Source organism: Variovorax sp. Root434, from assembly GCF_001426595.1.
GTDB lineage: Bacteria > Pseudomonadota > Gammaproteobacteria > Burkholderiales > Burkholderiaceae_C > Variovorax.
On sequence record NZ_LMEK01000027.1, the window covers coordinates 177,471 to 204,329 of the forward strand.

Consider the following 26,859-nt stretch of genomic DNA (forward strand, 5'->3'; position numbering starts at 1 on the left):
GACGCACAAGGGCTTTTGGCTATCGCCGCCATAGCGTCCCCGCACGGCACGCCACCCCTTGGTTTCTGTCACAATGACCAGCACTTTAGCTGCACCGAAACTCTCTGCGCACAAGGACCCACACATGGCCAGCGAACTCATCAAACACATCTCCGATTCCTCCTTCGAGGCCGACGTGCTCAAGTCCAGCCAGCCCGTGCTGGTCGATTACTGGGCCGAATGGTGCGGCCCCTGCAAGATGATCGCCCCGATCCTCGACGAAGTGTCGGCCACCTACGAAGGCAAGCTGAAGATCGCCAAGCTGAACGTGGACGAGAACCGCGACATTCCCGCCAAGTTCGGCATTCGCGGCATCCCCACCTTGATGCTGTTCAAGGACGGCCAGTTGGCCGCCACCAAGGTCGGCGCCATGAGCAAGGCGCAACTCACGGCCTTCATCGACCAGCAACTCGCCTGAGCGATTTCCACCGGCCAGCGCGCAATGCGTTGGCCGGCGCGTTTTTCCTGTCATAATCTCCCACAGATCACCGGCCCTTTATCCAGGCAACCGGTTCGAGTTCCCCGGTTGGTGAGGCACCTCTCGCTTCACACCCAACCTCCCCCCGTTTTCCGTTCGATTACCCCGCGAGGGGTCATTCCATGCACTTAAACGAACTCAAGGCACTCCACGTGTCTGAAGTCCTCAAGCAAGCCGAAGCGCTTGAGATCGAAAACGTCGGCCGCATGCGCAAGCAGGAGCTGATGTTCGCGATCATCAAGAAGCGCGCCAAGGCCGGCGAGCAGGTCTTCGCCGACGGCGTGCTCGAAATACTGCCCGACGGCTTCGGCTTCCTGCGCAGCCCCGACACCAGCTTCACGGCCAGCACGGACGACATCTACATCTCGCCGAGCCAGGTGCGCCGCTTCAACCTGCACACCGGCGACATGATCGAAGGCGAGGTGCGCACGCCCAAGGACGGCGAGCGTTATTTCGCGCTGACCAAGCTCGACAAGGTCAACGACGGCCCGCCCGAGCAGAACAAGCACAAGGTGATGTTCGAAAACCTGACGCCGCTGTTCCCCAAGGAGCAGATGAAGCTCGAGCGCGACGGCATCAAGGGCGACGAGAACATCACGGGCCGCATCATCGACATCATCGCCCCCATCGGCAAGGGCCAGCGCGCCCTGCTCGTGGCGCCGCCCAAGAGCGGCAAGACGGTGATGATGCAGCACATCGCCCACGCGATCAGCGCCAACTACCCCGACGTCCACATGATGGTGCTGCTCGTGGACGAGCGCCCTGAAGAAGTGACCGAAATGCAGCGCACGGTGAAGGGCGAAGTCATTGCTTCGACCTTCGACGAGCCCGCAGCGCGCCACGTGCACGTGGCCGAAATGGTGATCGAGCGCGCCAAGCGCCTGGTCGAACTGAAGAAGGACGTGGTGATCCTGCTCGACTCGATCACCCGCCTCGCCCGCGCCTACAACAACGTCGTGCCCTCGTCGGGCAAGGTGCTGACCGGCGGTGTGGATTCGAATGCGCTGCAGCGTCCCAAGCGCTTCCTGGGCGCCGCGCGCAACGTGGAAGAAGGCGGCTCGCTGACCATCATCGGCACCGCGCTGATCGACACCGGCAGCCGCATGGACGAAGTGATCTTCGAAGAGTTCAAGGGCACCGGCAACTCCGAAATCCACCTCGACCGCCGCCTGTACGAAAAGCGCGTGTTCCCCTCGATCCAGCTCAACCGCAGCGGCACGCGCCGCGAAGAATTGCTGCTGGCCCCCGAGATCCTGCAGAAGACCCGCATCCTGCGCCAGCTCATGTACAACATGGACGAGATCGAGTCGATGGAGCTGATGCTCAAGAACATGAAGGCGACGAAGACCAATGTCGAGTTCTTCGACATGATGCGTCGCGGCGGCTGAGCATCACGCTCTCCCGCAAAAAGCGCGTTGGCCCCAAGGGCCAACGCGCTTTTTTCATGGGCGCTCGATGAGGATGGCGCGGCCTTCGGCGGCGCTCTGGCGGCCGATGTCGAGCAACTCCATCAGCGCGACGGCCTGCTCGGGCGGCACGGGATTCGGGCCGTTGCCGAGGATCGCGTCGCGGACCGCGGCGTAGTAGTCGACGTAGTTGCCGGCCCGCGTCGGCAAGGCGCGAAAGTGCGGCGCCCCGTCGCCACCGATCAGCGTGAGCTCGCCATCGAGCGGATCGGCGCCCCATCCCACGGCCGGCGGGCGCTGCCCGGCGCGCAGCGCGTCCTCCTGCGGATCGACGCCGTGCTTGACGTAGCTGCCGCGCGTGCCGTGCACGATGTAGCGCGGCGCAGCGTGGGCGGCGAGCGTCGTCGAATGCAGCACCACGCGCAGCGGCGCATGCGGCCCCTGCTCGTAGCGCAGCACGGCATGAAAGTAGTCTTCGACCACGGCACCGTCGCGCAACACGGCGGTGTCGAGCTGGATGGTGTCGGGCCGGCCGAAAAGCTGCACCGCCTGATCGACCAGATGGGCGCCCAGGTCCACCCACAGGCCCGACCCCGGCACGGCCTGCTCGCGCCAGCGCGCCTTCACCTCGGGCCGGAAGCGGTCGAAATGCGACTCCAGGTACACCGGCCGCCCCAATTCGCCGGACGTCAGGACCTCCTTGAGGGTCAGGAAATCGGCATCGAAACGCCGGTTCTGATACACCGCCAGGACAAGGTTGTTGCGCTTGGACAACGCCTCGAGCTCCCTCGCCTCAGCCACATCGAGCGTGAAAGGCTTGTCCACCACCACGTGCTTACCGGCTTCCAGCGCCGCCTTGGCGACCGGATGGTGTTGTGCGTTTGGCGTCGCGACCACGACCAGGTCGATATCGGCGCGCGCCACCAGCGCCGCCACGTCGGGCACCACGAGCACACCAGGCCAGTCGGCGTGCACCTTGTGCGGCTGCGAACTCGCCACTGCGGCCAGTTCGAGCCTCGGAACGGCCGAAAGCACGGGCGCATGGAAGGTCTGGCCGGCAAAACCGTAGCCGACGAGGCCGGCGCGCAAAGGTGCAGAGGTCATGGAAGGGCTCCGTTTGCTCGAAAATGGGGCAGTATGCGATAATCATGGGCTCCGCGAAAAGTGCGGCTGGGCAGCTTCGCCCGGCCTCCTGGATTTCCCAGGGCAGCGCGCCAGACCATTGGCACGCTGGTGGCTCTCGCATCGACCGCGCATTGATTCCAACAGCGCAAAAGGAAAAACCATGGCAAAAGAAGGCATCCACCCGAATTACCGCGAGATCCTGTTCGTCGACATGTCGAACGGCTTCAAGTTTGTGACCCGTTCGTGCGCGAACACCAAGGAAATGGGCAAGACCGACGACGGTCGCGAGCTCCCCCTGTTCAAGCTCGACACCACCAGCGAATCGCACCCGTTCTACACCGGCACGCAGAAGTCGGTCGACAACATGGGCGGCCGCGTCGAGAAGTTCCGCAACCGTTTCGGCAAGACCACCGGCGCTGCTTCGAAGTAAGGCACGCGCTTTTGCGTCGAGGGCAGCCCGGTTTACCGCGCTGCCCTTTTTCTTTCCGAATCCTGCCCTCTTCCGCCACTTGAACCAGCCCACCCCCGCGATCGTTGCCCAGAGTGCCGTGCGCCGGCTGCCGCGCATCGCGTTGCTTCTGCTGTGTGCGGCCTACCTGCTGCCGGGCCTGGTCGGCCGGGGCCCCTGGAAGAGCGCGGACATCACGGCCTTCGGCTACATGGCCGAACTGGCCCGCAGCACCGAAGGCATCGCGCGCTGGTTCGACCCTCTGCTGCTGGGCCTGCGCCCTGAAACGCCCGCGCTGATCCCATACTGGATCGGCGCCCTGGCCATCAAGATCGCGCCGTCGTGGCTCAACCCCGACCTGGCCGTGCGCATCGGATTCGCGTTCCTGCTCTGGGGCACCTTCACGGCCAGCTGGTATGCGGTGTACTACCTGGCCCGTACGGCGCGCGCCCAGCCCGTGGCCTTCGCCTTCGGCGGCGAGGCACGGCCGACCGACTACGCACGCGCAATTGCCGACGGCGGCCTGCTGGCGCTGATCGCCTGCCTCGGCCTCGCCCAGCTTGGCCACGAGACCACGCCCGCGCTGGCACAGCTGTTCTTTGCCTCGCACCTGTTCTACGGCGTGGCCGCACTGCCCTATCGCCGCGCGGGCCCGTTGATCGCACTGACGGTGGGCACCATCGGCATCACGCTGAGCGGTGCGCCCACCGTAGGGCTCGCGCTGGCTGTCGGCAGCGTGCTGTACATCGCCTACGAGCGCCGGCTCGCCGCGCAGTCCGAGCGCGAGAACATCAACGACGAAGACAACGGCCCCGGCTACACGCGAGGTGCCCTCCTCGCGATGGCTGGCATTACCGTGCTGGCGGCGGTGCTCGTGTTCGGGCTGAAGCTGCCGACATGGAAGATCACCGTGCTCGGCGGTTCTCTGCTGGGCGACGTACGCAGCCAGGCCAAGCTGCTGCTGTGGTTCACCTGGCCGGTCTGGCCGCTTGCCATCTGGACGCTCTGGCGCTGGCGGCGACAGCTCACGGCGCGCCACGTCGCGCTGCCCTTCTGGTTCGCGCTGGTGCCGCTGGCGGCCACCTGGACCACCGACTACTCCGACCGCTCGCTGCTGCTGGCGCTGCCCGCGTTCGCCACGCTGGCCGCCTTCGCCCTGCCCACCTTCAGGCGCAGCGCAGCGGCGCTGATCGACTGGTTCAACGTGCTGTTCTTCAGCGGCCTGGCCGTGCTCGGCTGGATCTACTGGGTCGCCATGCAGACCGGCGTGCCGCCCAAGCCCGCCGCCAGCGTGGCGCGGCTGGTGCCCGGCTTCGTGCCCGAGTTCTCTCCCATTGCCGTTGCGCTCGCGGCGGCCGCGACCATCGCCTGGTGCTGGCTGGTGCGCTGGCGCACGGGGCGGCACCGTGCCGCGCTCTGGAAGACGCTGGTGCTGCCGGCCGGCGGCACGGCGCTGTGCTGGATGCTGCTGATGACGCTGTGGCTGCCGCCCATCGACTACGCGCGCAGCTACGTGCCGCAGGTGCGGGCCGTGGCCGAACGCGTCGGCCAGCCGCGCTGCATCGCGGAACTCGCGCTCAGCCGCCCGCACATCGCGGCCCTGCGCCACCACGGCAACTTCAACGTGCAACCGCTGCTGCTGGGCACCGATTGCCCATGGCTGCTGGCGAGCCCTGAGACCATCGAGCGCCTGCACACCATCATTCCCTTCGACCAGTGGCGCTTTGCCGGCACTCTGCGCCGACCCAGCAGCGCGGCCGACGACCTCCTGCTCTACCAGAAGATCACGCCGCAGTGAGGGGCGGCGAACGGGCCCTGATCGCGCGGCACGCGGGCACCGTGCTCGCCGGGCAGCTGGCCGTGATGGCCTTCGGCGTGGCCGACACCATCATTGCCGGGCGCTACTCCGAACAAGCGCTGGCCGCCCTGTCGGTCGGCGCCGCCATCTTCGTCAGCGTGTACGTCTCGCTGATGGGCGTGCTGCAGGCGCTGCTGCCGGTCTGGGCCGAACTGCACGGTGGCGGCCGCGCCGGCGAGGTGGGCCGCTCGGTGCGGCAATCGCTCTACCTGGCCGCCATTGCCATCGTGGCCGGCATGGCGATCCTGCTGCTGCCTGACGCGGCGCTGCGGTGGACCCAGGTGCCGGCTGCAATGCGCGGCGAAGTCGAGGCCTATCTTGCAGTACTGGCCTTTGCGCTGGCGCCGGCCCTGCTCTTTCGCCTGTTCAGCACGCTCAACCAGAGTCTGGGCAAGCCCCAGCTCGTGACATGGCTGCAGCTCGGTTCGCTGGCCGTGAAGCTGCCGCTGTCGATCTGGTTCACCTTCGGCGGCGCGGGCCTGCCGGCCATGGGCCTCGTGGGCTGCGGCTGGGCCACGCTGTGCGTGAACTGGGCGATGCTGGGCTGCGCCATCTGGCTGCTGCGCAATCGCGCGTTCTATCGCGACTACGGGCTCTGGAAGCGCCTCGAGGCGCCCGACTGGCAGCAGATCCGCAAGTTCGCGCGGCTCGGCGTGCCAGGCGGCTTGGCGGTGCTGGTCGAAGTGACCTCGTTCACGCTGATGGCCTTGTTCATCGCCCGCCTCGGCACGGCGGCCGCGGCGGCTCACCAGATCGCGTCGAACCTGCTGGCCGTGGCCTATATGACCCCGCTGTCGCTGGCCATCGCGACCAGCGCGCGCGTGAGCTTCTGGCTCGGTGCCGGGGATACGGCCAGGGCCCGGCACGCCTGTCGCCTGGGCTTCGAGCTGACCGCGCTGTGCGCCCTGTTCTACGCCGCCGCCATGGCTGCGCTGCGCTACGAGCTCGCCAACGTGTATTCAGACAACCCCGCTGTGATCGCGATGGCCGGCGCACTGCTGCTGGCGGTGGCCATGTATCACTTCGCCGATGCGGTGCAGACCTTCTGCGTGTTCGTGCTGCGGTGCTACCGGGTCACGCTGGCGCCGCTGGTGATCTATTGCGCGATGCTGTGGGGGCTGGGCCTCGGCGGAAGCTACCTGCTGGCGTACCGCGGCCTTGGCCCCTGGACGGCCATGCAATCGCCGCTAGCGTTCTGGATCATGAGCGCCTTCGCGCTGGTGCTGACGGCCCTGCTTTTCGGCGCGCTGCTGCGTTGGACGATGCGCCAGCGCGCCTGACAAGAGCTGCCTGCTACCTGGCCAGCACGCGAGCTTCCCGCACGCGCGCTGCGGGAAACACCAGCGCAAAGCGCGAACCCTTGCCCACCGTGCTTTCGATGCGCAGCTCGGTGCCGTGCCGCTGTGCAATGTGCTTGACGATGGCCAGCCCCAGCCCCGTGCCGCCCGTCTCTCGCGAACGGCTGCGGTCGATGCGGTAGAAGCGCTCGGTCAGTCGGGGAATGTGCTCGGCGGCAATGCCGGGGCCCGTGTCTTTCACTGCATATTCGCCACGCCCATCAGGCAGCACCCGCCAGCTCACCGCCACCTCGCCGCCGCCGGGCGTGTAGCGGATGGCATTGCTCAGCAGGTTCGACATCGCGCTCTGCAGTTCGGTCGGTGCGCCCGACACTTCGGACTCGGCATCGATGGTGAACGACAGCCGATGTCCCTGCGGTGCCACACGGCCCGACAGCCCGCGGCCCTCGTCTTCGCACTGTGCGAGCAGCGCACGAATGCGGATCCACTGGTTGCCCGAAGGCGCCGCGCTGCCTTCCAGCCGCGACAGCGTCAGCAGGTCGTTCACCAGCGTTTCCATGCGGTGCGACTGCTGCCCCATCAGCGACAGGTAGCGCATGCGTTCGTCCGCATCGAGCGGCAGGTTCTGCAGCGTCTCGACGAAGCCCGCCAGCACCGTCAGCGGCGTGCGGATTTCGTGCGACACGTTCGCCACGAAATCACGCCGCATCGCCTCGGCCTGCTCCAGCGCCGTGATGTCGCGCGTCAGAAGCATGCGGCGGTTGCCGGCATAGGGATGCACCTGCACCGACAGCCGCACTAGGTGGGGGCGCTGATGCGAGTGGCCGGGTCCGGAGGCGTCGATGACCACGTCGCGGCTGTAGTTCCACGATGCAAGGTAGGCGACGAAGGCCGGATCGCGCACGAGGTTCGCCAGATGCTGCGCAAGGTCGCGCTCGGCGTCGATGCCGAACTGGCTGGCGGCCGTCTGGTTGCACCATTCGATGCGGCCCTGCTCGTCGAGCAGCACCACGCCGTTGGGCGACGCCTGGATGGCCGCGAGGAATTCCTGCAGCCGCTCTTCGGCTTGCCGCGTCTGCTGCTCGCGGTCGCGCAGCAGCTTGCGGATGCGCTCCGACAGCTCGCCCCACACGCCCGCTCCCCGCGTCGGCAGGCCCGCCGCGTCGTTGCGCAGCACCCGCATCAGCCGCTCGGCGCGCCAGGCATCAAGCGCCAGCCAGAGCACCGCGCCCAGCCACGCGCCCAGCCATCCGAACTTCCAGCCAAAAATGGCGACAGCGCCCGCTCCTATTGCAAGGGACGCTATTAAAAAAGTAGCAATTCGAAAAGGCATGGCGGGCGATTATCCGCGCCCGCGGCCGAGGGACGCCACTGCGCTCAAACCGTGACTTGGGCGGTCAGCCGGTAGCCCGCTCCGCGGACGGTTTCGACCATCGGCGCCGCCGCACCCAGCGATTCGCGCAGGCGCTTGACGTGCACGTCGACCGTACGCTCCTCGATGTAGACGTGGTCGCCCCACACCTTGTCGAGCAGCTGCGCGCGGCTGTGCACGCGCTCGGCATGCTGCATCAGGTAGGCCAGCAGCTTGAACTCGGTCGGCCCGACCTTCAGCGCGCCGCCCTGCCAGGTCACGCGGTGGGTGGAGGTGTCGAGTGCCAATTCGCCGATCTCGACGCGCTCGGTCACCACTTCCGGCGCGCGGCGGCGCAGCACCGCGCGGATGCGAGCCAACATTTCCTGCGTGGAGAACGGCTTGGTGATGTAGTCGTCGGCACCTGCATCGAGGCCGGCCACCTTGTCGGGCTCGTCGCCGCGCGCAGTCAGCATCAGGATCGGGATGGCCTTGGTGCGCGGGTCCTTGCGCCACTGGCGCGCGAGCTGCAGCCCGCTCTGGCCCGGCAGCATCCAGTCGAGCAGGATCAGGTCCGGCAGGAAGGCGTCGATCTCGCGCTGGGCCGCGGCGCCATCTTCCGACCAGATCGGCTCGAAGCCGTTGTGGCGCAGGTTGACGGCGATCAGCTCGGCGATCGAGGACTCGTCTTCGACGATCAGGACTCGGGGTTTCTTCATGTTATCTGCTCACTTGATGGCCGCCCCGGACCCTTCCAGCGAACGCCGCGGAACCGGCTTTGCCGGGCCGCTGGCGTTGCCCCCTGCAAGGGGGTTGGCGGCCACACGAAGTGGGCAAGCCTGGGGGTTTGTCATTGAAGCGCGGACTCGATTTCCTGCATCGAAGTGTGCCGCACATCGGCGCCCTTGACGATGTAGATGATGAACTCGGCGATGTTCTTGGCGTGGTCGCCGATGCGTTCGATGGCCTTGGCCAGGAACAGCAGGTCCAGGCTGGCGGAGATGGTGCGCGGGTCTTCCATCATGTAGGTGACCAGCTTGCGCACGAAGCCGTCGAACTCCTTGTCGATCAGGTCGTCGTCTTTCAGGATCGACAGCGCCGCGGCCGTGTCCAGGCGTGCGAAGGCGTCCAGCGCGGTGCGCAGCAGGCCCGAGGCCAGGTCGGCCGCGATGCGCAGTTCGGTCGTGGGCAGCTGGCGGGCCGCCCCGCTCTCGATGATCGACTTGACCATGCGCGCGATCTTGTTGGCCTCGTCGCCCACGCGCTCGAGGTTGGCGGTGGTCTTGCTGATGGCGATCAGCAGGCGCAGGTCGCGGGCGGTCGGCTGGCGGCGCGCGATGATGGACGACAGCTCGCGGTCGATGTCGATTTCCATCGCATTGACGCGGTGCTCGGTCTCCATCACGCGGTCGGCGGCTTCGGTGTCGAACTGCAGCAGCGCGTACACGGCCTGGTGAATCTGCGACTCGACCATGCCGCCGAGCTCCATCACGCGCGACGAGACGCCGTTGAGTTCGCTGTCGAACTGGCTGGAAAGGTGTTTCTCGGTCATGGTGTCTCCTTAGCCGAAACGGCCGGTGATGTAGTCCTCGGTTTCCTTGCGCTGCGGCTTGAAGAACATCTGTTCCGTCGCACCGAACTCGATCAGGTCGCCGAGGTACATGTAGGCGGTGTAGTCGCTGCAGCGGGCGGCCTGCTGCATGTTATGCGTCACGATGACCACTGTGTATTCATTCTTCAGCTCGGCGATCAGTTCCTCGATCTTCGCGGTCGAGATCGGGTCGAGCGCCGAGCAGGGCTCGTCGAGCAGCAGCACTTCGGGCTTGATCGCGATGCCGCGCGCAATGCACAGGCGCTGCTGCTGGCCGCCCGAGAGGCCCGAGCCGCTTTGCTGCAGCTTGTCGCGCACTTCGGTCCACAGGGCGGCCTTCTTCAGGGCCCACTCGACGCGGTCGTCCATTTCGCTGGCCGAGAGATTCTCGAACAGCTTCACGCCAAAGGCGATGTTGTCGTAGATCGACATCGGGAACGGCGTGGGCTTCTGGAACACCATGCCGACCTTGGCGCGGATCAGCGCCACGTCCTGCTTCGAGGTGAGCAGGTTCTCGCCGTCCAGCGCGATGGTGCCTTCGGCACGCTGCTCCGGGTAGAGCTCGAACATGCGGTTGAAGGTGCGCAGCAGGGTCGACTTGCCGCAGCCCGAGGGGCCGATGAAGGCGGTGACCTTGTTCTCGGGAATCTCGAGGTTGATGCCCTTGAGCGCGTGGAACTTGCCGTAGTAGAAGTTCAGGTCCTTGACCGAGATCTTCGAGCGCGACGGTTGTTGTGCGACGGTGTTTGGCATGTTGTCTTCTTCTGGATTCAGTGTTTGGTGCGCGTCAGGACCCGCGCCAGGATGTTGAGGGCAAGCACGGCAATCGTGATCAGGAACACGCCGGCCCATGCCAGCTGTTGCCAGTTCTCGTACGGGCTCATCGCGAACTTGAAGATCGTGACCGGCAGGCTGGCCATCGGCTGGCTCACGTCGGCGGTCCAGAACTGGTTGTTCAGCGCGGTGAAGAGCAGCGGTGCGGTTTCGCCCGCGATGCGCGCCACAGCAAGCAGCACGCCCGTGACCACACCGGCGCGTGCGGCGCGCAGCGTGATGCTCAGGATGACCTTCCACTTCGGCGTGCCCAGCGCGTAGGCCGCTTCGCGCAGGCCCGGCGGCACCAGCTGCAGCATGTTCTCGGTGGTGCGGATCACCACCGGAATCACGATCAGCGCGAGCGCCAGCGCGCCGGCCAGGCCCGAGAAGGTCTTGAAATGGGCCACCACCACGGCATAGACGAAAAGGCCGATCACGATCGACGGCGCCGACAGCAGGATGTCGTTGACGAAGCGCGTGACGGATGCGAGCCAGCCCTTGGGGTTGTACTCGGCCAGGTAGATGCCGGCCATGATGCCGATGGGCGTGCCCACGAAGGTGGCCAGCATCACCATCACGAACGAACCGAAGATCGCGTTCGCGATGCCGCCCGCCTCGTTCGGCGGCGGCGTCATCTCGGTGAAGGTGGCAATGGCCAGGCCGCCGACGCCCTGGCGCAGCGTTTCCCAGAGGATCCACACCAGCCAGAACACACCGAAGGCCATCGCAGCGAGCGACAGCGTAAGCGCGATCTTGTTGACGCGGTTGCGCGAAGCGAACCGGGCCTGGCGCGTTTCAGCGAGCGCCTTGGCGTTCAAGAGGTTTTGAGCGGTACTCACGATTTGGTTCCTTCGCTCTTCTTCATCTTGGCCAGCAGCATCTTGGAGAGCGACAGCACGACGAAAGTGATGAAGAACAGCACGAGGCCGAGGTACATCAGCGCAGCCTGGTGCAGGCCCGCGCCGGCTTCGGCGAATTCATTGGCGAGTGCCGAGGTGATGCTGTTCGCAGCCTCGAACACCGACAGCGAGTTGAGTTGGTTCATGTTGCCGATCACGAACGTGACCGCCATCGTTTCACCCAGCGCCCGGCCCAGGCCGAGCATGATGCCGCCGATGACGCCGGCCTTGGTGTAGGGCAGCACCACCTTGGAGACGACTTCCCAGGTGGTCGAGCCGAGGCCGTAGGCCGACTCCTTCAGCAGCGGCGGCGTCACCTCGAACACGTCGCGCATCACCGAGGCGATGAACGGAATGATCATGATCGCCAGGATGATGCCGGCCGACAGGATGCCGATGCCCACCGGCGGGCCGGAGACCAGTGTGCCGAGGTAAGGCACGCCGCCGAGCAGCTTCTGCAGCGGCTGCTGCACCCAGGTGGAAAGGATCGGCCCGAACACCAGGAGGCCCCACATGCCGTACACGATGGAGGGCACCGCCGCCAGCAGTTCGATGGCCGTGCCCAGCGGGCGCTTGAGCCAACTGGGCGAAAGTTCGGTGAGGAAGAGCGCAATGCCGAAGCTCACGGGCACCGCGATCACCAGCGCGATGATCGAGGTGGCCAGCGTGCCGTAGATCATGACGAGGCCGCCGTACTCGTCCTTGACCGGGTCCCACACGCTGCTCGTGAGGAAGCCGAGGCCGTACTTCGAAATGGCGGGCCAGGCGCCGGCGATCAGCGACAGCAGGATGCCGATGAGCATCGCGAGCGTCAACAGCGCGGCGCCCTTGGCGGCCCAGCCGAACAGCCGGTCGGCCATCGGGCCGGAGCGCGGTGCCTTCACGGGCGGCGGAGGGGCGGTGGCACGACCGCGCTCGGCCGCGAGGTCGAGGGAGGTGGCAGCGGCGGGAAAGGTGGATGACACAGGTCGCTCCGGCAAAGACGAAAGCGGCGCGTCCTGGAGCGAGGGTTTGCTCATGGACACGCCGTTCTTCTGGGCTGATGGGTGGATTACTTGAACGCGACGGCCTTGCCCGACGCGTCCTTCACTTCACCCCATGCCTTGGCGATGGTCGCCTTCACGGCGTCGGGCATCGGCACGTAGTCGAGGTCGTCGGCCGTCTTGTCGCCGCTCTTGTAGGCCCAGTCGAAGAACTTGAGCACAGTAGTGGCGTTGGCGGGCTTGTCCTGCACCTTGTGCATCAGGATGAAGGTGGCGCCGGTGATGGGCCATGCATCCTTGCCGGCCTGGTTGGTCAGCACCTGGTAGAAGCTCTTGTTCCAGTCGGCGCCGGCGGCGGCGGCCTTGAAGGCCGAGTCGTCGGGCGACACGAAGGTGCCGGCGGCGTTCTGCAGTTGGGCGTACGTCATCTTGTTCTGCTTGACGTAGGCGTACTCGACGTAGCCGATCGAGTTGGGCAGGCGGTTCACGAAGGCTGCGACGCCTTCATTGCCCTTGCCGCCCGCGCCGGTGGGCCAGTTCACGGCCGTGCCTTCGCCGACCTTGCTCTTCCACTCGGCGTTGACCTTGCTCAGGTAGTTGGTGAACAGGAAGCTGGTGCCCGAGCCGTCGGCGCGGCGAACCGGGGCGATGGCGGCGTCGGGCAGGTTCAGCGAACCGTTCAGCGCCTTGATGGCGGGGTCGTTCCACTTGGTGATCTTGCCGAGGTAGATGTCGCCCAGGACCTGGCCGCTGAGCTTCAGCTCGCCGGGCTTGATGCCGGGAATGTTGACCACGGGGATCACGCCGCCGATGACGGTGGGGAACTGCATCAGGCCCTTGGCCTGCAGTTCGTCGTCCTTCAGGGGAGCGTCCGAAGCGCCGAAGTCGACGGTCTTGGCTTCGATCTGCTTGATGCCGGCGCCCGAACCGACCGACTGGTAGTTGATCTTCACGCCGGTGGCCTTGTTGAAGTCGGAGGCCCACTTGGCGTACAGCGGTGCCGGGAAGCTGGCGCCGGCGCCGGTCACGTCCTGGGCGAAGGCGGAAATGGAGAACACCGCGGCCACCAGGCCGGCTGTTGCAAATTTGAACGTCGTTTTCATGAAGCTTCCTTTAGAAGTAAGAAGTAGTCCCTTTTTTGGGCTTGAACGGACTCTAGAAAGCTTGTGTGACATCGGTGTGACACCCCTCTGTCGAGGGAAAATGCCCTCGTTTCCCTCGCGATCCATGTGACGCTGTCACGCAACCGTCATGGTCCGCGCCTAGCCTTGCGAACCTCGCTGTCGCGCGAATCTGGAGGCTGCGCGCTCTGTCACGGCGCTACGATCAAACACAACAAGACACCCGCCTTCTTCTCGGAACCACATGCAAAACGGCACCCGCCTCGCAGCAGTCGACCTGGGCTCGAACAGCTTCAGGCTCGAAATCGGACAGGTCGATCACGGCCAGATCCACCGCACCGAATACCTCAAGGAGACCGTGCGCCAGGGCAACGGACTGGACAGCGCGCGCAACCTCACCACCGAAGCCATGCAGCGCGGCTGGGACGCCCTCGCCCGCTTCGGCGAGCGGCTGGCCGGCTTCAAGCGCTCGCAGGTGCGAGCCGTAGCCACGCAAACGCTGCGCGAAGCACGCAACCGCGAAGAGTTCCTGCTGCGTGCACGCACCATCCTGGGCTTCGGCATCGACGTGATCCCGGGCCGGGAAGAAGCCCGCCTCATATATCAAGGTGTGGCGCACATGCTCCCGCACACCGACGCATCCGAGCGCGAGCGCCGGCTGGTGGTCGACATCGGCGGGCGTTCCACTGAAATGATCATCGGCCACGCGCTCGAGGCCGAGCTGGTCGAGTCGTACCGCGTGGGCAGCGTCGCCTGGTCGATGAAGCACTTCGCCGAGGGCCAGTTCACGCCCGCAGCCTTCCGCGCCGCCGAAGTGGCCGCCAAGGCCGTGCTCGACGATGCGCTTGGCAGCTACACCCGCGACCAGTGGGACGTGGCCTACGGCGCCTCGGGCACCATCGGCGCGGTCGGCGACGTGCTCGCTGCCGCGGGCGCCGAATCGGGCCTCGTCACCCGCGAAGGCCTCGACTGGCTGCTCGACCGCTTGCTCAAGGCCGGCAGCGCCGACAAGCTGCGCATCGACGGCATGCGCGAGGACCGCAAGGCCGTGATCGGCGGCGGCGTGAGCGTGCTGCGCGCGGTGTTCGACCTGCTCGGCATCGAGGAGATGAAGGTGGCGCAGGGTGCATTGCGCCACGGCGTGCTCTACGAATTGCTGGAACGAGACGAGAGCGTGGCCGACATGCGCACGGCCACCGTGGCCCGTCTGGCCAGCCGGTTTTCGGTCGATGCGGCCCAGGCCAAGCGCGTGGGCGAAACGGCCGCGTCGCTGTTCGTGCAGCTCTCCCCCGCCGCACGCGGCGGCAGCACGTCGAGCCGCGCCGGCCGCGCATTGCGCAAACTGGGTTGGGCGGCCCAGCTGCACGAGATCGGCACGCTGGTCTCGCACAGCGACTATCACAAGCACGGCGCCTACATCCTCGACAACACCGACGCGCCCGGCTTCGCGGTGAACGAGATGCACGCGCTCGGCCAGCTGGTGCTTGGCCAGCGCGGCAAGCTGCGCAAGCTCGAAATCGCGCTGGACGACGAGACCTTCGTCATGCAGCTGCTGTCGCTTCGGCTCGCGATCATCCTGTGCCATGCGCGCCGCGATCCCGATCCGCTCGCGCTGCATCTCGCGGCATTGGGCGCCAGGGCTTTCACGATTGCCTGCGCGCCCGACTGGGCCGAGGCCTACCCGCAGTCCGCACACCTCCTGCGCGAAGAAGTGCAGGCCTGGCAGAAGACCAGCACCTGGCGCGTGGAACTCAGCGGGGCCTGAGCCGCTTTACTTGGGGTCGAGGCCGACCGTCCGACCGGCTGTCGCATGGGCCATGCGAGGCTCGTCGTCCCCGAACATCCCGGCATAGGCAGGCTGAACGACCTGGGCAAGCCCTTGCCTCAGCCCTTCCCGGGCAACCGCAGGATCGCTGAGCAGGCCGTCATACCGGAAGTAGGTCGGCTGGCTCAAGTCGGAGGTATGGCTTGCCTGGTAGAGGACAGCCTGATGCTCGTCTCTGAGCAACTGCTCGACCGCCACGATGGGCTTGAAGCTCGAAGTCGCATCGGATGCCCCATAGGCAGTCGTGATCCGCAGGATCAACGTGCTGTAGCCGGGGGTCGGCTGGAGTTCCGGCACCTTCATCTCGGGGAGCTTTCCGGTCGCGCGCATGAAAGGCGTCAGCTTCACCTCGCGGCCGCCGTCCCGCAGGCGCGCCGCCAGCCGCTCTGCGAAATAGCTGTTGAGCCCCATGGGCACACCGCTGTTCCTCACCGCGGCCGTGAACTCCTTGCTGCGCCGGTCCGTGCGGTCGGCCGTCGTCATCCGGCTGTTGGTGTCGATGCCAAGTGCCAGCAGCGCGCCGATGGGCCCCAGGAAACCGGCAAAGCCCGTCAGCCCCGAACCGCCGCCATCCACGACGATCAGTTCGTCCTCCTGGTTGTAGATGATTTCGACCTTCGCCACCGACCGGGCGGCATCGTGGCTGACCTGCAGCGCAGGCAGGGGCTTGTCCGTGGCGCACCCTGACACAAGGGCCGTGGCAACAAGCAGGGGAGTCAGCGTTTTCAACGACATGCCCGCGCTTTCCCGCAGCAGGTTCGTGAAGCTTCTTGGCGAGAGGTTGAGCAGTTTCATGCGCGTTCCCCAGTGAGTTGGCCGACTGGCAATGGCCTTTCCCCTCATCGGGGCCAGGCGGACTGCCGTGGAGTCACTGTAGAAATTGCGCCGCCTGCGCACATGAGCGGTGCGCCCCTTTTCCGGGGAGACAAGCGCCCCGCCCCGCCTGGTCTGCAACCATGACAAAGCGCCTGCCCTGAAGCGGCAGGCCGGGGGCGCCTAAATGAGCTCGGGCGACTGCACCGTGACGACGATGGTCTGCACGTCGCCGTCGCGCTCGCGCGTGCGGATCCACCACAGCGCGCCCTTGCGCACCGGGCAGCTGTCCTGCTTGAGGCCGAGCAGGAGCGAGATGGCCTGCCCCACCGAGGGCTGGTGGCCGATCATCAGCACCACCGATTTGCCGTTGGGCCAGCCGGCCGCGCCGAGCAGCGCCTCGGGCGTGGTGTCGGGCGCGAGTTCCGAACGCAGCTTGTACTTGCGGCCCAGGGCCAGCGCGGTCTGCTCGCAGCGTCGCGCGGGGCTGCAGATGATGCGCGTGCCGTCGGGCAACTGGCGGTCCAGCCAGCTGGCCATCCGCTTGGCCTGCTTCTCACCGCGCGGGGTGAGCGAGCGCTGCATGTCGTCGCAACCCTCAGTCCAGTCCTCGGCTTCGGCATGCCGCCAGAAGATCAAGTCCATGGTCATGGTCCTTCGTGCGTCAGTTGCTGGATGCATCGCGCAGATGCCCTCGTGAAGCATAGCGGTTCATGAGCGCAGACTGCGCACCATGAGCCTCGACGGCGCGCCCCACGCCGTCCTCGCCCGGATGCGTGTCGTGGTCGATGCGCGTGTAGATACCGTCTGCGCCGAGGTCCCAGGCATCGCGCCCGTCGTGCAGGTAGGCCACCAGGCATTCGTCGATCAGCCGCTGGCGCAGCGCGGGGTCCGTCACGGGCCACGCGAGTTCGATACGCCGCATCATGTTGCGGTTCATCCAGTCGGCGCTCGACAGGTACAGCGACTCGTCCTCGCCGTTGCGGAAATAAAAGACCCGCGAATGCTCCAGGAAGCGCCCGATCACCGAGCGCACGCGGATGTTGTCGGTCAGACCCGGCACCTGCGCGGGCAGCGTGCACGCGCCGCGCACGATCAGGTCGATCTTCACGCCCTTCTGCCCCGCGCGGATCAGCGAGGCAATGATCTCCTCGTCGGTCAGCGCGTTCATCTTGGCGACGATGCGCGTGGGGTGGCCCGCCGCGGCGGCCATGCCCAGCGCATCGATCTGCGCCGTGATGTTCTTGTGCAGGTCGAACGGCGCCAGCCACATGCGGTTGAGTCTGGGCAGCCGGCTCTGGCTGGCCATGTGCACGAACACCGATTCCATGTCGGCTGTCAGCAGCGGGTCGGCCGTGAGGTGGCTGATGTCGGTGTACAGCCGCGCCGTGCGCGGGTTGTAGTTGCCCGTGGAAAGATGGCCGTAGCGGCGCATCTGCTTGCCCTCGCGGCGCGTCACCAGCAGCATCTTGGCGTGGGTCTTCAGGCCGACCACGCCGTACACCACCTGCGCACCGATCGACTCGAGCATCTCGGCCCAGTTGATGTTGGCCTCTTCGTCGAAGCGCGCCTTCAGCTCCACCACCACTGTGACTTCCTTGCCGCGGCGCACCGCTTCGCGCAGCAGGTCCATCAGTTCGGAATCGGTACCCGTGCGGTAGATGGTCTGCTTGATCGCCAGCACCTGCGGGTCGAGCACCGCTTCGCGCAGGAATGCGAGCACGCCCTCGAAGCTCTCGAAGGGCTGGTGGATCAGCACGTCGCCGCGCTGCAGCCGCTCGAAGAACGACTGCGCCGGCGACAGCGTGACCGGGTACGACGCCGGGTATGGCGGGAACCGCAACTGCGGCTCATCGAGCAAGTCGGCCAATTGGGTGAGCCGTGCCAGGTTGACCGGCCCGTGCACGCGGTACAGCGACTGCGGCGGCAGGTTGAACTGCGCAAGCAGAAAGCTCGCGAGCGACTCGGCACAGCTCGCCGACACCTCCAGTCGCACGGCCTGCCCGTAGTGGCGATGCTGAAGCCCCTGGCGCAAGGCGGTGCGCAGGTTCTTCACGTCTTCCTCGTCCACTGCCAGGTCGGAATGCCGAGTGACTCGGAACTGCGAAAAATCGCCTACCTCCCGCCCCGGGAACATGCTTGCAAGGTGCGCACGCACCACGCTCGACAGCGCCACGAACAGCGTCTTGCCGTCCGATACCTTGGCCGGCATCTTGATCAGGCGCGGCAGCACGCGCGGCACCTTCACGATCTGGATCGGGTTCTCGCGCCCGAACGCGTCCTTGCCACCCAGCCGCACGATGAAGTTGAGCGACTTGTTGGCCACCTGCGGAAACGGATGCGCCGGGTCGAGCCCGACCGGGATCAGCAGCGGGCGCACCTCGCGTTCGAAATACTCGCCGACCCACTTGCGCTGCGCCGGATTGCGCTCGCCGTGCGAAATGATGTGGATGCCGTGCGTGGCAAAGGTCGGCATCAGCTCGTCGTTGTACAGCGCGTACTGGCGCGCCACGAGCTTGTGTGCCGCTTCGGCCAGCCGCTCGAACGACTCGACGGTGTAGACGCCCTTGCGGTCGCCGGCGCTGCCCGCGATCAGATGCGGCGCGGCGCGAACCTCGAAGAACTCATCGAGGTTGGAAGACACGATGCAAAGGTAGCGCAGCCGTTCGATCAGCGGCACCTCGGGCCGACGGGCCCAGTCGAGCACCCGTTCATTGAATGACAGGATGCTGTGGTCGCGGTCGAGCAGCGTGAACGTGGGCGCCGCGACGGCTGGCGACCGGTCTGCGGGGGCGAGTGGCATGGGCACTGATTCTGGAGCAAGCGGCACGGGAGCACACGTAGGCGGAAATATGACAGTGTCGATGTCGTTTGTGACGCTCTCATGACACTCTCGTGACGCCACCGCCGCCGTCTTGTGGGGCTCCATCATGCCCGGAGACTGGGCGGGCAACCCGTTGTGAGACGGGGCAGCCGCCGGCTTCATGCGCCCAGGAAATGCTTGCGGTAGCGCGCCGGCAAATCGTCGATGCGCATCAGCATCGGCAGGTCGGCCGCGTTGAAGTCCGGGTCCCAGGCCGGCGCGCCGAGCACCTTGGCGCCCAGGCGCAGGTAGCCCTTGATGAGCGCCGGCGGCTCCACGTCGAGCGTGCTGTCGAGCCGCTCGACCGGCAGCGGCAGGCGGGGCTGCACCTGGTACTGGATCGGCGCCATGTGCTTGGCCGACACCTGGCGCCAGATGCTGGCCGCCGCGTCGCCGTTCGTGACACCGTTGTGTGACATCGGAATGCTCGCGCAGCCGATCATCGTGTCGAGCTTGTTGCGATGCATGAAACCGGCCAGCGCACCCCACAGCGCGAGGATCACGCCGCCCTGACGGTGGTCCGGATGCACGCAGCTGCGGCCCAGCTCGACCATGCGCTCGCGCAGGTCGCGCAGGCGGGTGAGGTCGAACTCGGTGTCGCTGTAGGTGCTGCCGACGCGGCGGGCCTGGGCCGGCGTGAGCACGCGGTAAGTACCGATGACCTGCTGCGTCAGCTCGTCGCGCACCAGCAGGTGTTCGCAGAAATCGTCGAACAGGTCGATGTCGTGGCCGGCCAGCGGCGAGGAGACCCGGGCGCCCATTTCGCCGACGAACACGTCGTAGCGCAGTCGCTGGGCGGCTCGTACGTCGTCCAGGTGGCGGGCCCAGCCCACGGTGATGCCTTGCTTGGACTCGACAACCGGCGGCAGGATGACAGCAGGCGCCTGAGGCACCGACGTGCGGGCAACGGCAGGCACACCGGTTGCGGGAGCGGGCCACAAGGCCGCGCGCAGCCCGATCTGTGAAAGCGGAAACGTCGGGTTGGGCAGTTCTTTCATGGGGAACCCTTTCTGCCGAGGGAGTCTCCGCACCTGCCATGAAGCGCGCGTGTCAGGAAGATTGCAGCCGCATGACGGTGTGCTGCGCGCCGCTTCGTCGTTTAATGCAGTGGATTCGCGACATGGAGTTTCCCCACATGGCCCTCGACGCAAACGGCACCGACAGCAACCGCCTTCACCAGACTTTCCCTGTCCTCAGTGACACCGAGATTGCGCGCATTGCGCACTTCGGCACCGTGCAGCAGTTTGCGCGCGGCAGCCGGCTCTTCACCGCCGGGGAAACCGGTCCCGGCATGTTCGTGCTGCTCAAGGGCGTGGTGGCCGTCACGCAGCGCGACGGCCTTGGCCACGTCGTGCCCATCGTGCGGCAGGGGCCGGGCGAATTCCTGGCCGAAGTCGGCCAGTTGAGCGGCCGCCCTGCCCTGGTCGATGGCCATGCCGACGAAGACGTCGAGGCGCTGCTCGTCTCCCCCGCGCAGTTGCGCGCGTTGCTGGTGGCCGAAGCCGACCTGGGCGAACGCATCACCCGCGCGCTGATCCTGCGGCGCGTGGCGCTGATCGAGTCAGGCGCCAGCGGCCCGGTGCTGATCGGCCAGCCGCAGTCGCCCGACATGGCGCGGCTGGAGAACTTTCTTCGCCGCAACGGCTATCCATATCACCTGGTCGACGCCGCCGAAGACCCCGACGCCGCGGCGCTGCTTGCGCAATACGGCGCCAGCAAGCTGCTGGCCGTGTGCCCCGACGGCTCGGTGCTGGTCAACCCGGCCGACGACGCGCTCGCGCGCTGCCTGGGCATGGTCGACACCGCCGAGCGCAACGAACTGTTCGACGTGGCCGTCGTCGGTGCCGGGCCGGCAGGACTCGCCACCGCCGTCTATGCGGCCTCCGAAGGCCTGCGCGTGATCGTGCTCGACTGCCGCGCCTTCGGCGGCCAGGCGGGCGCGAGCGCGCGCATCGAGAACTACCTGGGCTTCCCGACCGGCATCTCGGGGCAAGCGCTGGCGGGCCGGGCTTTCGTGCAGGCGCAGAAGTTCGGCGTCGAGATGCTGATTCCGGCCAAGGTGGTGTCGCTCGACTGTTCGCGCGACAACGCCCTCGACAGCCTGGCCGTTGCGCTGGCCGATGGCCGCACGATCCATGCGCGCACCGTCGTCATTGCCAGCGGCGCACGCTACCGGCGTCCCGAAGTACCGCGTCTCGCCGAATTCGAAGGCCGCGGCATCTGGTACTGGGCCTCTGCCATCGAGGCGAAGATCTGCGCGCAGCAAGAGGTGGCGCTGGTGGGCGGCGGCAACTCGGCGGGACAGGCCGCGGTGTTCCTGTCGCGCCACGCGGCCAAGGTCAACGTGCTCGTGCGCGGCCCGTCGCTGGCCGCCAGCATGTCGCGCTACCTGATCGACCGCATCGAGGCCACGCCCAACATCTCGCTGCAGCCCCACACCGAACTCGTGCGCCTGCACGGCGACTCCGACGAAGGCCTCACCGGAGCGACATGGCGCTGTCACACCAGCGGCGCCGAACATGACTGCCCGGCGCGCAACATCTTCCTGTTCGTTGGCGCCGAGCCCGAAGCCTCGTGGCTTGAAGGCTGCGGGGTGGCCGTCGACAAGCACGGCTTCGTGCTCACCGGCGCCGCCGCGAGCAGCGGCTTTCCGGCGCGGCCGGCCGCGGCGCTCGAATCGAGCGTGCCGGGCGTATTCGCCGTGGGCGACGTGCGATCGGGTTCGGTCAAGCGCGTGGGCGGCGCCATCGGCGAAGGCGCGGCCGCGGTCGCGCTGATCCATCAGCACCTGTCGCAGGCCTCGGCCGTGGCCTGAGCCGCGCATCCATCCGCCAAGCCAGGCCAAACAATTGCGCCCCGCACGCGTTCGAAAGGCCGCGTATATGCTGCCGGGCTCGCATCACATCACGGAGTGCAAGTCGACATGCCCGCATCGCCCATCGAGGTTTATTCCTGGCCCACGCCGAACGGCCACAAGGTTCACGTCATGCTGGAGGAGTGCGGCCTGCCGTACCACGCGCACCCCGTGAACATCGGCAAGGGAGATCAGTTCGCGCCCGAGTTCCTGCAGATCAGCCCGAACAACAAGATCCCCGCCATCACCGACCCCGACGGTCCCGACGGCAAGCCCATCTCGCTCTTCGAATCGGGCGCCATCCTCGTCTACCTTGCGGGCAAGACCGGCAAGTTTCTGCCCACCGGCGATCGCGAACGCTACGACGTGCTGCAGTGGCTCATGTTCCAGATGGGCGGCGTCGGCCCCATGCTCGGCCAGGCGCACCACTTCCGCCTGTACGCACCCGAGAAGATCGCCTATGCCATCGACCGTTACAGCAACGAAGCCAAGCGCCTGTACGGCGTGATCGACAAGCAGTTGTCGAAAAACAGGTTCATTGCCGGCAAGAGCTATTCGATTGCCGACATTGCAATCTTTCCGTGGCTTCGCAGCTGGGAGAACCAGGGCATCACCCTCACCGACTTTCCGCACCTGAAGGCCTGGTTCGACGGCATCGCCGCGCGCCCCGCCGTGCAGCGCGGCGTGAAAGTGCTGGCCGACCTGCGCCAGCCGATCACCGGCGACAAGGAGCGCGAGATTCTTTTTGGCAAGACCCAGTACGAGAAACGCTGAGAAGTCCGAGAAGGGCCAAGATCCGGGCTAGAATTGAAGGCTTGTCGGGGTGTAGCGCAGCCTGGTAGCGCATCTGGTTTGGGACCAGAGGGTCGAAGGTTCGAATCCTTTCGCCCCGACCATAGAAAACGCAATGCGGACAGTCACTCAAGTGGCTGTCCGCATTTTCGTTTCTGCGGGGATGGTGTCCCTGTAGCCGTCGGCAGCGTTCGCTTCAGGTGCAGGCCTTGCACTCAAAAAAGGATCACCCATTCGCCGCGCAGGTATCGATAGTGGTAGCTGGGCCCCGAAAAGGTAGTGCTGCGGCTGTAGCCCGCGCCAAAACGAAATACCTGCGAGCCCCTGACCGGACTTTGAAGGCTCAGGTCGAACAATCTCGTTGGTTGATTCAAATCGTGGTTGATCGTCTCGTTGCCAAGCCCCGCCGTCAGGGAGGCCGTCCATCCCTGGAAACGGTGCCGCCAACCGATCGCCAGCATCGACTCGCTGTAGCTCTTCGGATTGAAATAGGCTCTGTCCACGTCCTCATGGGTGCTTCGGTACGTTCGATAGCGCGCCTGCAAGGTCAGCCCCAGATCGAGTGACGGCTGATAGATCAGCCGCAGGCGGGCATGGTCCCGTCGATTGCCGTCCGAAAAATATTGCTGTCCCAGCAGTCCGACCAGAGTCAAATGGCTTCCCAGCCCCTGGTCCACGGCAACCCCGACAAACGAAAAATCGATCCCGCGGTCCAGGGACTTCGGAGTTTCCACCCAGTCGCGGGTTACGAGAAACTCCACCGCGGTACTCTTCGTGGGTGACATGCGGTAACTGCCGTCCAGTGTCAGCAGCGTGTGCCCTCCCTGCTGAAACAGGCCGGCCTCCAGGGCCCCTCCATCGCCAGTCCTGGATTCGATCGAGCGGGCTAGAAATGAAATCTTCTTTCCGGCCCTTTGCCAGCTATCTTGCTTGTATTGGTAGTCGGAGAGACGAAAACCCAGGTAGCGATCGGCATTCTCGAAAGCAGGAAAGAATTCGGCCGATACCCTCCTCGACTGAAAATGATCGCTGTCGCTGGTCAGGAAAAATTCCGTGCCAAAAGCCATGTCGCTTGGTTTTTCCTTGCCTTTTTCTTCTTCGGCTTTACAGGGTCCAGCCAGCACCATGGCCCCGGAGAGAACGGCAATGGAATATCTCAACGCCTCCATCATTTCGTCCCCCAGGCCTTGGGCTTTCTGAACAACTCATCCAGATATCCGAGAATACTGGCGGGCTGCAGCAGCAGGCTGTACAGGAGCACGTAAACGAAGAAGCCCTGGATATTTTTTCGCACGACCAATCCCGTTTTCTTGAACATTCTGCGTTCGATTGAAAACATCAGAAGACTCAACGCGAATGCCGCCGGTATCAGCGCGAGCGTCATTACGCCCACAATCCAGTAATAGCCGAAAAGCGCGAATATGATTCCCGGAATGAATCCGATCGTGTATGCCAGATCCAGCCATGGAAACACCAGATTCCAATAAATGAAAAATGTCGACAACCTGGGTTTGAAGAGGATTCCCGGGTGCTTGACAAAGGCCTCGGTCATGCCGCGCGCCCATCGCTGGCGCTGCTTGACCAACTGCCTGATGGTGCTGGGCACATTGGTAAACAGGCACGCATCCTCACAGTGACCCACCCGATACCCGGCTTTCAGCAGGGCCCACGTCAGCACGATGTCCTCTCCCACGCACTCAGGCCACCCTCCGACCTCGATCAGCGCGGCCCGGTCGTAGATGGAAAACGCGCCCTGCGCAACCAATGTGCCTTGAAACAGCGATTGCACCCGCTTGATTGCTGCAATACCGTGAAAATAGTCCCATTCCTGGCAGCGGGTAATCCAATTTTGCCTCGAGTTCCGGACCAGGATTTTTCCTGCGACGGCCCGGGTATTGGGTGGATCGGCTCGGTAACGCTCGACAATGCTGGCGAGGGCTCCTCGGTACAGAAAAGAGTCGGCATCCACGGTAACGACCAGGTCGTGCAAGACTTCCTTGAATCCGATATTCAGGGCCCGGGCTTTGCCTCCATTTTTTTTCAGATCGACGAAGGTGAGCCAGGAGTACTGATCCTTGGCTCGCTGAACAACAAGAGAAGTGTTGTCCGTGGATCCGTCGTTGATCACGAGAACCTGCAGTTCGCCAGGATAATTCTGGCGCCCGATGCTGGCAAGCGTCTCCTCAATGGAGGCTTCCTCGTTGTAAGCGGCCACCAGAATGGAAATCGGGGGATAGACGGACAACGGGGAATGCGTCGGTCTCTTGTCGAGAAGCAGGCTTATGGCCATGAAGGCATTCATGAAGCCCGGAATAATGGCAATTCCATATACCAGGAAAATGGCCAGCACGGTACCGACGTAATGCTTCAAATCGGCCAGCCATGCCTCCGCAGCCCATATTGAAAATCCCATCCACGCGGTGGCACCAATTAACGCGATAAGGAATTTCCCGGAAACCGACAGGTAAAGCAGTGGCAGTGCTTTTTGACCATCTTCGTTCATATCGCCCTTGATAGTTCCATGGAATGTAACGCTCAAGAAACGTGCTGAACAGTCTGTTCAACCCACTCGCGCGGCTTTGGCGCCACGCGGATTCGGTCAGACTTCCCTGATTACGAAATTAGGCTTCCCTCCGAACCAAACCTGATTCGGCTCCCGCGTGGCGTCGAACTACGGTCCCGCCCTGCGAGTCAAGGCGCGGAACTCGGTAGAATCCGCCGCTGCCGACTGTAGGTAAAGCATCTAAGTCGTTGATTTTCCGGGCATCCCTCCAGCCTGGAATCTGCCCGTAGCTCAGTTGGATAGAGCACCTGCCTTCTAAGCAGGTTGTCGGGGGTTCGATCCCCTCCGGGCAGGCCAATCCCGCATTTCTTGCAGCTTCACGCTGCCTCAGAACTCGCACTTCTCCCAGGGGTGGCGGGTTTTTCTTTGCCTCTCGCGATGTCGGGCCGTAGCATCGAATCTTCGCAATTTGTCGGTACTTCTTCAGGTACCCACACGTGGCCGAAAGCCAGGTACCGACAGCACGGGGATCACCATGCCACTGACCGACACATTCGTGAGGCACGTAAAACACAAAGGCACTGCGATCGGCGAGCGCTACGCCGATGGCGGCGGCATGTACCTTCGGGTCAAGGCAGCGGGCAAGTACTGGCGCATGGACTATCGTTTCCATAGCAAGGCCAAGACCCTGGCGCTCGGCGTCTACCCCGCCGTGTCGCTCGCCAAGGCCCGGCAGCGACGCGACAAGGCGCGCGAACTGCTGGCCGAAGGCGTGGATCCCAGTGCCGCCAAGCGCGCGGAAAAACAGTGTCGTGCGACCGAGGCAGCCAACACCTTTGAGGCGCTCGCACGGGAATTCCACGCCACCAAGGCCAGCAGCTGGAGCGATTCCTATTCCGAGCGTTGGCTGCGCATCATGGAGAAAGACCTTTTTCCTTATCTCGGCGGACAACCCATCGCGTCGATCCGCGCCAAGGATCTTCTCCACGCGCTCAAGCGCATCGAAGGTCGCGGTGTCATAGAGACGGCTCACACCTTGCGTCAATGTGCCGGCCAGGTGTTTCGTTACGGCGTCCAGACCGGTCGATGCGAAAGCAATCCGGCGCCGGACCTGCAAGGCGCCCTGCGGCCGGTGATCACCAAGAGCATGGCCGCCGTACTGGAGCCGGAGAAAGTCGGCGAGTTGATGCGCGCGATCCAGGGCTATGGCGGCCAACCCATCACCCGCGCCGCCCTCCTGCTGTCCGCCCTCCTCTTCCAGCGGCCTGGCAACATCCGGGCGATGGAATGGGCCTGGATCGATCTGGAAAAGGCGATGCTCACCATCCCAGCCCAGGACATGAAGCGCAGGCTCCACGAAAAGATCAACGGCCGGCCTCATCTCGTGCCGTTGGCGACGCAGGCGTTGGACGCTTTCAACGCGGTGCAACCATTGACCGGACATGGCAGGTATGTCTTTCCCAGCATCCGGACCGGTGAGCGCCCCATGAGCGAGAACACCGTCAATGCCGCATTGCGCAGGCTCGGGTACACGAGTGACGAAATGACCGCGCACGGTTTTCGCGCTATGGCTCGCACGGTCATGGCAGAACAACTCCATGGCATCCAGCCAGATGTGATCGAGGCGCAACTTGCGCATGGCAAAAGCGGGCCCCTCGGGGCCGCGTACGACAGGGCGGAATTCATGGACAAGCGCAAAGACATGATGCAGCGCTGGGCGGACTATTTGGACCACCTTGCCGCTGGCGCGCAGGTCCTAGCGCTCCAAGCAGCCTAGGGCAGCACGAAGCTCGCCG

At 65.2% G+C, this 26,859-nt stretch carries 23 protein-coding genes and 2 tRNA genes; 11 read left to right on the plus strand and 14 right to left on the minus strand.

Going from position 1 to position 26,859, the window contains the following annotated elements:
• The first annotated feature begins 124 nt into the window (after window positions 1–124).
• Together trxA and rho are read left to right on the plus strand one after the other, a co-directional pair.
• Window positions 125–457, plus strand: a complete 333-nt coding sequence (gene trxA, locus ASD05_RS27270) for a thioredoxin TrxA (protein WP_056599263.1) — start codon at window positions 125–127, stop codon at window positions 455–457.
• Between the two features lie 182 nt (window positions 458–639).
• Window positions 640–1,905 carry a transcription termination factor Rho gene (gene rho, locus ASD05_RS27275; RefSeq protein ID WP_007836663.1) on the plus strand — a complete coding sequence of 422 codons (1,266 nt, stop codon included), beginning with the start codon at window positions 640–642 and terminating at the stop codon, window positions 1,903–1,905.
• Between the two features lie 54 nt (window positions 1,906–1,959).
• On the opposite strand, the gene ASD05_RS27280 is transcribed toward rho, so the two are convergent.
• The gene (locus tag ASD05_RS27280; RefSeq protein ID WP_056599266.1) at window positions 1,960–3,027 is read right to left on the minus strand and encodes an oxidoreductase; all 1,068 of its coding nucleotides are present in this window, start codon (window positions 3,025–3,027) and stop codon (window positions 1,960–1,962) included.
• Window positions 3,028–3,208: 181 nt separating this feature from the next.
• On the opposite strand from ASD05_RS27280, the gene ASD05_RS27285 reads away from it, so the two are divergent.
• The 3 genes from ASD05_RS27285 (at window position 3,209) to ASD05_RS27295 (ending at window position 6,634) form a co-directional block, all read left to right on the plus strand.
• On the plus strand, window positions 3,209–3,478 hold the full coding sequence (locus tag ASD05_RS27285; protein ID WP_007836661.1) for a type B 50S ribosomal protein L31: 270 nt from the start codon (window positions 3,209–3,211) through the stop codon (window positions 3,476–3,478).
• A 79-nt stretch (window positions 3,479–3,557) separates the two neighbouring features.
• Window positions 3,558–5,294 (plus strand): hypothetical protein, encoded by a 1,737-nt coding sequence (locus ASD05_RS27290; RefSeq protein WP_056599269.1) that lies wholly within the window; start codon window positions 3,558–3,560, stop codon window positions 5,292–5,294.
• Window positions 5,291–6,634 (plus strand): MATE family efflux transporter, encoded by a 1,344-nt coding sequence (locus tag ASD05_RS27295; protein ID WP_056599272.1) that lies wholly within the window; start codon window positions 5,291–5,293, stop codon window positions 6,632–6,634. Before ASD05_RS27290 ends, ASD05_RS27295 begins: the two co-directional genes overlap by 4 nt.
• A 13-nt stretch (window positions 6,635–6,647) precedes the next feature.
• On the opposite strand, the gene phoR is transcribed toward ASD05_RS27295, so the two are convergent.
• From phoR to pstS, 7 genes are all read right to left on the minus strand, one after another.
• Window positions 6,648–7,985: a phosphate regulon sensor histidine kinase PhoR gene (gene phoR / locus ASD05_RS27300; RefSeq protein WP_082572405.1), complete on the minus strand. Its 1,338-nt coding sequence runs from the start codon at window positions 7,983–7,985 to the stop codon at window positions 6,648–6,650.
• A 44-nt stretch (window positions 7,986–8,029) separates the two neighbouring features.
• Window positions 8,030–8,722, minus strand: a complete 693-nt coding sequence (gene phoB / locus ASD05_RS27305) for a phosphate regulon transcriptional regulator PhoB (protein ID WP_007836652.1) — start codon at window positions 8,720–8,722, stop codon at window positions 8,030–8,032.
• A gap of 131 nt (window positions 8,723–8,853) precedes the next feature.
• Window positions 8,854–9,555: a phosphate signaling complex protein PhoU gene (gene phoU / locus ASD05_RS27310; protein ID WP_007836651.1), complete on the minus strand. Its 702-nt coding sequence runs from the start codon at window positions 9,553–9,555 to the stop codon at window positions 8,854–8,856.
• Window positions 9,556–9,564: 9 nt separating this feature from the next.
• Entirely contained in the window at window positions 9,565–10,347 is a 783-nt protein-coding gene (gene pstB / locus ASD05_RS27315) for a phosphate ABC transporter ATP-binding protein PstB (protein WP_007836650.1), read from the minus strand.
• A gap of 17 nt (window positions 10,348–10,364) precedes the next feature.
• The gene (gene pstA, locus ASD05_RS27320; protein ID WP_082572407.1) at window positions 10,365–11,249 is read right to left on the minus strand and encodes a phosphate ABC transporter permease PstA; all 885 of its coding nucleotides are present in this window, start codon (window positions 11,247–11,249) and stop codon (window positions 10,365–10,367) included.
• Window positions 11,246–12,328, minus strand: coding sequence for a phosphate ABC transporter permease subunit PstC (pstC, locus tag ASD05_RS27325; protein ID WP_056599279.1), 1,083 nt, complete (start codon window positions 12,326–12,328; stop codon window positions 11,246–11,248). The genes pstA and pstC overlap by 4 nt, the downstream gene beginning before the upstream one ends.
• Before the next feature lie 32 nt (window positions 12,329–12,360).
• A complete protein-coding gene (gene pstS / locus ASD05_RS27330; protein ID WP_056599282.1) occupies window positions 12,361–13,395 on the minus strand; it encodes a phosphate ABC transporter substrate-binding protein PstS in 1,035 nt (344 codons plus the stop codon).
• Between the two features lie 262 nt (window positions 13,396–13,657).
• Between pstS and ASD05_RS27335 the strand changes: the two genes are divergently transcribed.
• Window positions 13,658–15,178 (plus strand): Ppx/GppA phosphatase family protein, encoded by a 1,521-nt coding sequence (locus tag ASD05_RS27335; protein ID WP_007836646.1) that lies wholly within the window; start codon window positions 13,658–13,660, stop codon window positions 15,176–15,178.
• A 6-nt stretch (window positions 15,179–15,184) separates the two neighbouring features.
• Here ASD05_RS27335 and ASD05_RS27340 read toward each other — a convergent pair whose 3' ends face one another.
• The 4 genes from ASD05_RS27340 to ASD05_RS27355 all read right to left on the minus strand — a co-directional run bounded on the left by ASD05_RS27340 (window position 15,185) and on the right by ASD05_RS27355 (window position 19,912).
• Entirely contained in the window at window positions 15,185–16,033 is an 849-nt protein-coding gene (locus tag ASD05_RS27340) for a hypothetical protein (RefSeq protein ID WP_056599285.1), read from the minus strand.
• 201 nt (window positions 16,034–16,234) lie between these two features.
• Complete coding sequence (locus ASD05_RS27345) at window positions 16,235–16,696, minus strand: SixA phosphatase family protein (RefSeq protein ID WP_056599396.1); 462 nt, start codon at window positions 16,694–16,696, stop codon at window positions 16,235–16,237.
• Between the two features lie 19 nt (window positions 16,697–16,715).
• A complete protein-coding gene (gene ppk1, locus ASD05_RS27350) occupies window positions 16,716–18,854 on the minus strand; it encodes a polyphosphate kinase 1 (protein ID WP_235508118.1) in 2,139 nt (712 codons plus the stop codon).
• Between the two features lie 179 nt (window positions 18,855–19,033).
• Window positions 19,034–19,912: a GNAT family N-acetyltransferase gene (locus ASD05_RS27355; RefSeq protein WP_056599291.1), complete on the minus strand. Its 879-nt coding sequence runs from the start codon at window positions 19,910–19,912 to the stop codon at window positions 19,034–19,036.
• Between the two features lie 137 nt (window positions 19,913–20,049).
• Here ASD05_RS27355 and ASD05_RS27360 point away from each other — a divergent pair, with 137 nt between their 5' ends.
• The 3 genes from ASD05_RS27360 (at window position 20,050) to ASD05_RS27370 (ending at window position 22,664) form a co-directional block, all read left to right on the plus strand.
• On the plus strand, window positions 20,050–21,729 hold the full coding sequence (locus ASD05_RS27360; RefSeq protein WP_200955507.1) for an FAD-dependent oxidoreductase: 1,680 nt from the start codon (window positions 20,050–20,052) through the stop codon (window positions 21,727–21,729).
• A gap of 108 nt (window positions 21,730–21,837) precedes the next feature.
• The gene (locus ASD05_RS27365) at window positions 21,838–22,542 is read left to right on the plus strand and encodes a glutathione binding-like protein (RefSeq protein ID WP_007836635.1); all 705 of its coding nucleotides are present in this window, start codon (window positions 21,838–21,840) and stop codon (window positions 22,540–22,542) included.
• Between the two features lie 45 nt (window positions 22,543–22,587).
• A tRNA-Pro gene (locus ASD05_RS27370) sits at window positions 22,588–22,664 on the plus strand.
• 111 nt (window positions 22,665–22,775) lie between these two features.
• On the opposite strand, the gene ASD05_RS27375 is transcribed toward ASD05_RS27370, so the two are convergent.
• Together ASD05_RS27375 and ASD05_RS27380 are read right to left on the minus strand one after the other, a co-directional pair.
• Complete coding sequence (locus tag ASD05_RS27375) at window positions 22,776–23,729, minus strand: hypothetical protein (protein ID WP_056599399.1); 954 nt, start codon at window positions 23,727–23,729, stop codon at window positions 22,776–22,778.
• Complete coding sequence (locus ASD05_RS27380; protein ID WP_056599296.1) at window positions 23,729–25,063, minus strand: glycosyltransferase; 1,335 nt, start codon at window positions 25,061–25,063, stop codon at window positions 23,729–23,731. The genes ASD05_RS27375 and ASD05_RS27380 overlap by 1 nt, the downstream gene beginning before the upstream one ends.
• A 280-nt stretch (window positions 25,064–25,343) precedes the next feature.
• Between ASD05_RS27380 and ASD05_RS27385 the strand changes: the two genes are divergently transcribed.
• A tRNA-Arg gene (locus ASD05_RS27385) sits at window positions 25,344–25,420 on the plus strand.
• A gap of 178 nt (window positions 25,421–25,598) precedes the next feature.
• Window positions 25,599–26,840, plus strand: coding sequence for a tyrosine-type recombinase/integrase (locus ASD05_RS27390; protein ID WP_056599299.1), 1,242 nt, complete (start codon window positions 25,599–25,601; stop codon window positions 26,838–26,840).
• Window positions 26,841–26,859 lie beyond the last annotated feature (19 nt).

What these genes read in the sequence shown, in the direction of transcription:
- pstB (WP_007836650.1), bottom strand. Translation starts at nt 10,347, where the DNA reads ATGCCAAACACCGTCGCACAACAACCGTCGCGCTCGAAGATCTCGGTC.
- ASD05_RS27280 (WP_056599266.1), bottom strand. Translation starts at nt 3,027, where the DNA reads ATGACCTCTGCACCTTTGCGCGCCGGCCTCGTCGGCTACGGTTTTGCC.
- pstS (WP_056599282.1), bottom strand. Translation starts at nt 13,395, where the DNA reads ATGAAAACGACGTTCAAATTTGCAACAGCCGGCCTGGTGGCCGCGGTG.
- ASD05_RS27340 (WP_056599285.1), bottom strand. Translation starts at nt 16,033, where the DNA reads ATGAAACTGCTCAACCTCTCGCCAAGAAGCTTCACGAACCTGCTGCGG.
- ASD05_RS27360 (WP_200955507.1), top strand. Translation starts at nt 20,050, where the DNA reads ATGGCCCTCGACGCAAACGGCACCGACAGCAACCGCCTTCACCAGACT.
- ASD05_RS27375 (WP_056599399.1), bottom strand. Translation starts at nt 23,729, where the DNA reads ATGGAGGCGTTGAGATATTCCATTGCCGTTCTCTCCGGGGCCATGGTG.
- pstC (WP_056599279.1), bottom strand. Translation starts at nt 12,328, where the DNA reads ATGAGCAAACCCTCGCTCCAGGACGCGCCGCTTTCGTCTTTGCCGGAG.
- ASD05_RS27345 (WP_056599396.1), bottom strand. Translation starts at nt 16,696, where the DNA reads ATGGACTTGATCTTCTGGCGGCATGCCGAAGCCGAGGACTGGACTGAG.
- ASD05_RS27285 (WP_007836661.1), top strand. Translation starts at nt 3,209, where the DNA reads ATGGCAAAAGAAGGCATCCACCCGAATTACCGCGAGATCCTGTTCGTC.
- phoB (WP_007836652.1), bottom strand. Translation starts at nt 8,722, where the DNA reads ATGAAGAAACCCCGAGTCCTGATCGTCGAAGACGAGTCCTCGATCGCC.
- ASD05_RS27390 (WP_056599299.1), top strand. Translation starts at nt 25,599, where the DNA reads ATGCCACTGACCGACACATTCGTGAGGCACGTAAAACACAAAGGCACT.
- ASD05_RS27380 (WP_056599296.1), bottom strand. Translation starts at nt 25,063, where the DNA reads ATGAACGAAGATGGTCAAAAAGCACTGCCACTGCTTTACCTGTCGGTT.
- trxA (WP_056599263.1), top strand. Translation starts at nt 125, where the DNA reads ATGGCCAGCGAACTCATCAAACACATCTCCGATTCCTCCTTCGAGGCC.
- ASD05_RS27365 (WP_007836635.1), top strand. Translation starts at nt 21,838, where the DNA reads ATGCCCGCATCGCCCATCGAGGTTTATTCCTGGCCCACGCCGAACGGC.
- ASD05_RS27335 (WP_007836646.1), top strand. Translation starts at nt 13,658, where the DNA reads ATGCAAAACGGCACCCGCCTCGCAGCAGTCGACCTGGGCTCGAACAGC.
- ASD05_RS27355 (WP_056599291.1), bottom strand. Translation starts at nt 19,912, where the DNA reads ATGAAAGAACTGCCCAACCCGACGTTTCCGCTTTCACAGATCGGGCTG.
- ppk1 (WP_235508118.1), bottom strand. Translation starts at nt 18,854, where the DNA reads ATGCCACTCGCCCCCGCAGACCGGTCGCCAGCCGTCGCGGCGCCCACG.
- rho (WP_007836663.1), top strand. Translation starts at nt 640, where the DNA reads ATGCACTTAAACGAACTCAAGGCACTCCACGTGTCTGAAGTCCTCAAG.
- phoU (WP_007836651.1), bottom strand. Translation starts at nt 9,555, where the DNA reads ATGACCGAGAAACACCTTTCCAGCCAGTTCGACAGCGAACTCAACGGC.
- phoR (WP_082572405.1), bottom strand. Translation starts at nt 7,985, where the DNA reads ATGCCTTTTCGAATTGCTACTTTTTTAATAGCGTCCCTTGCAATAGGA.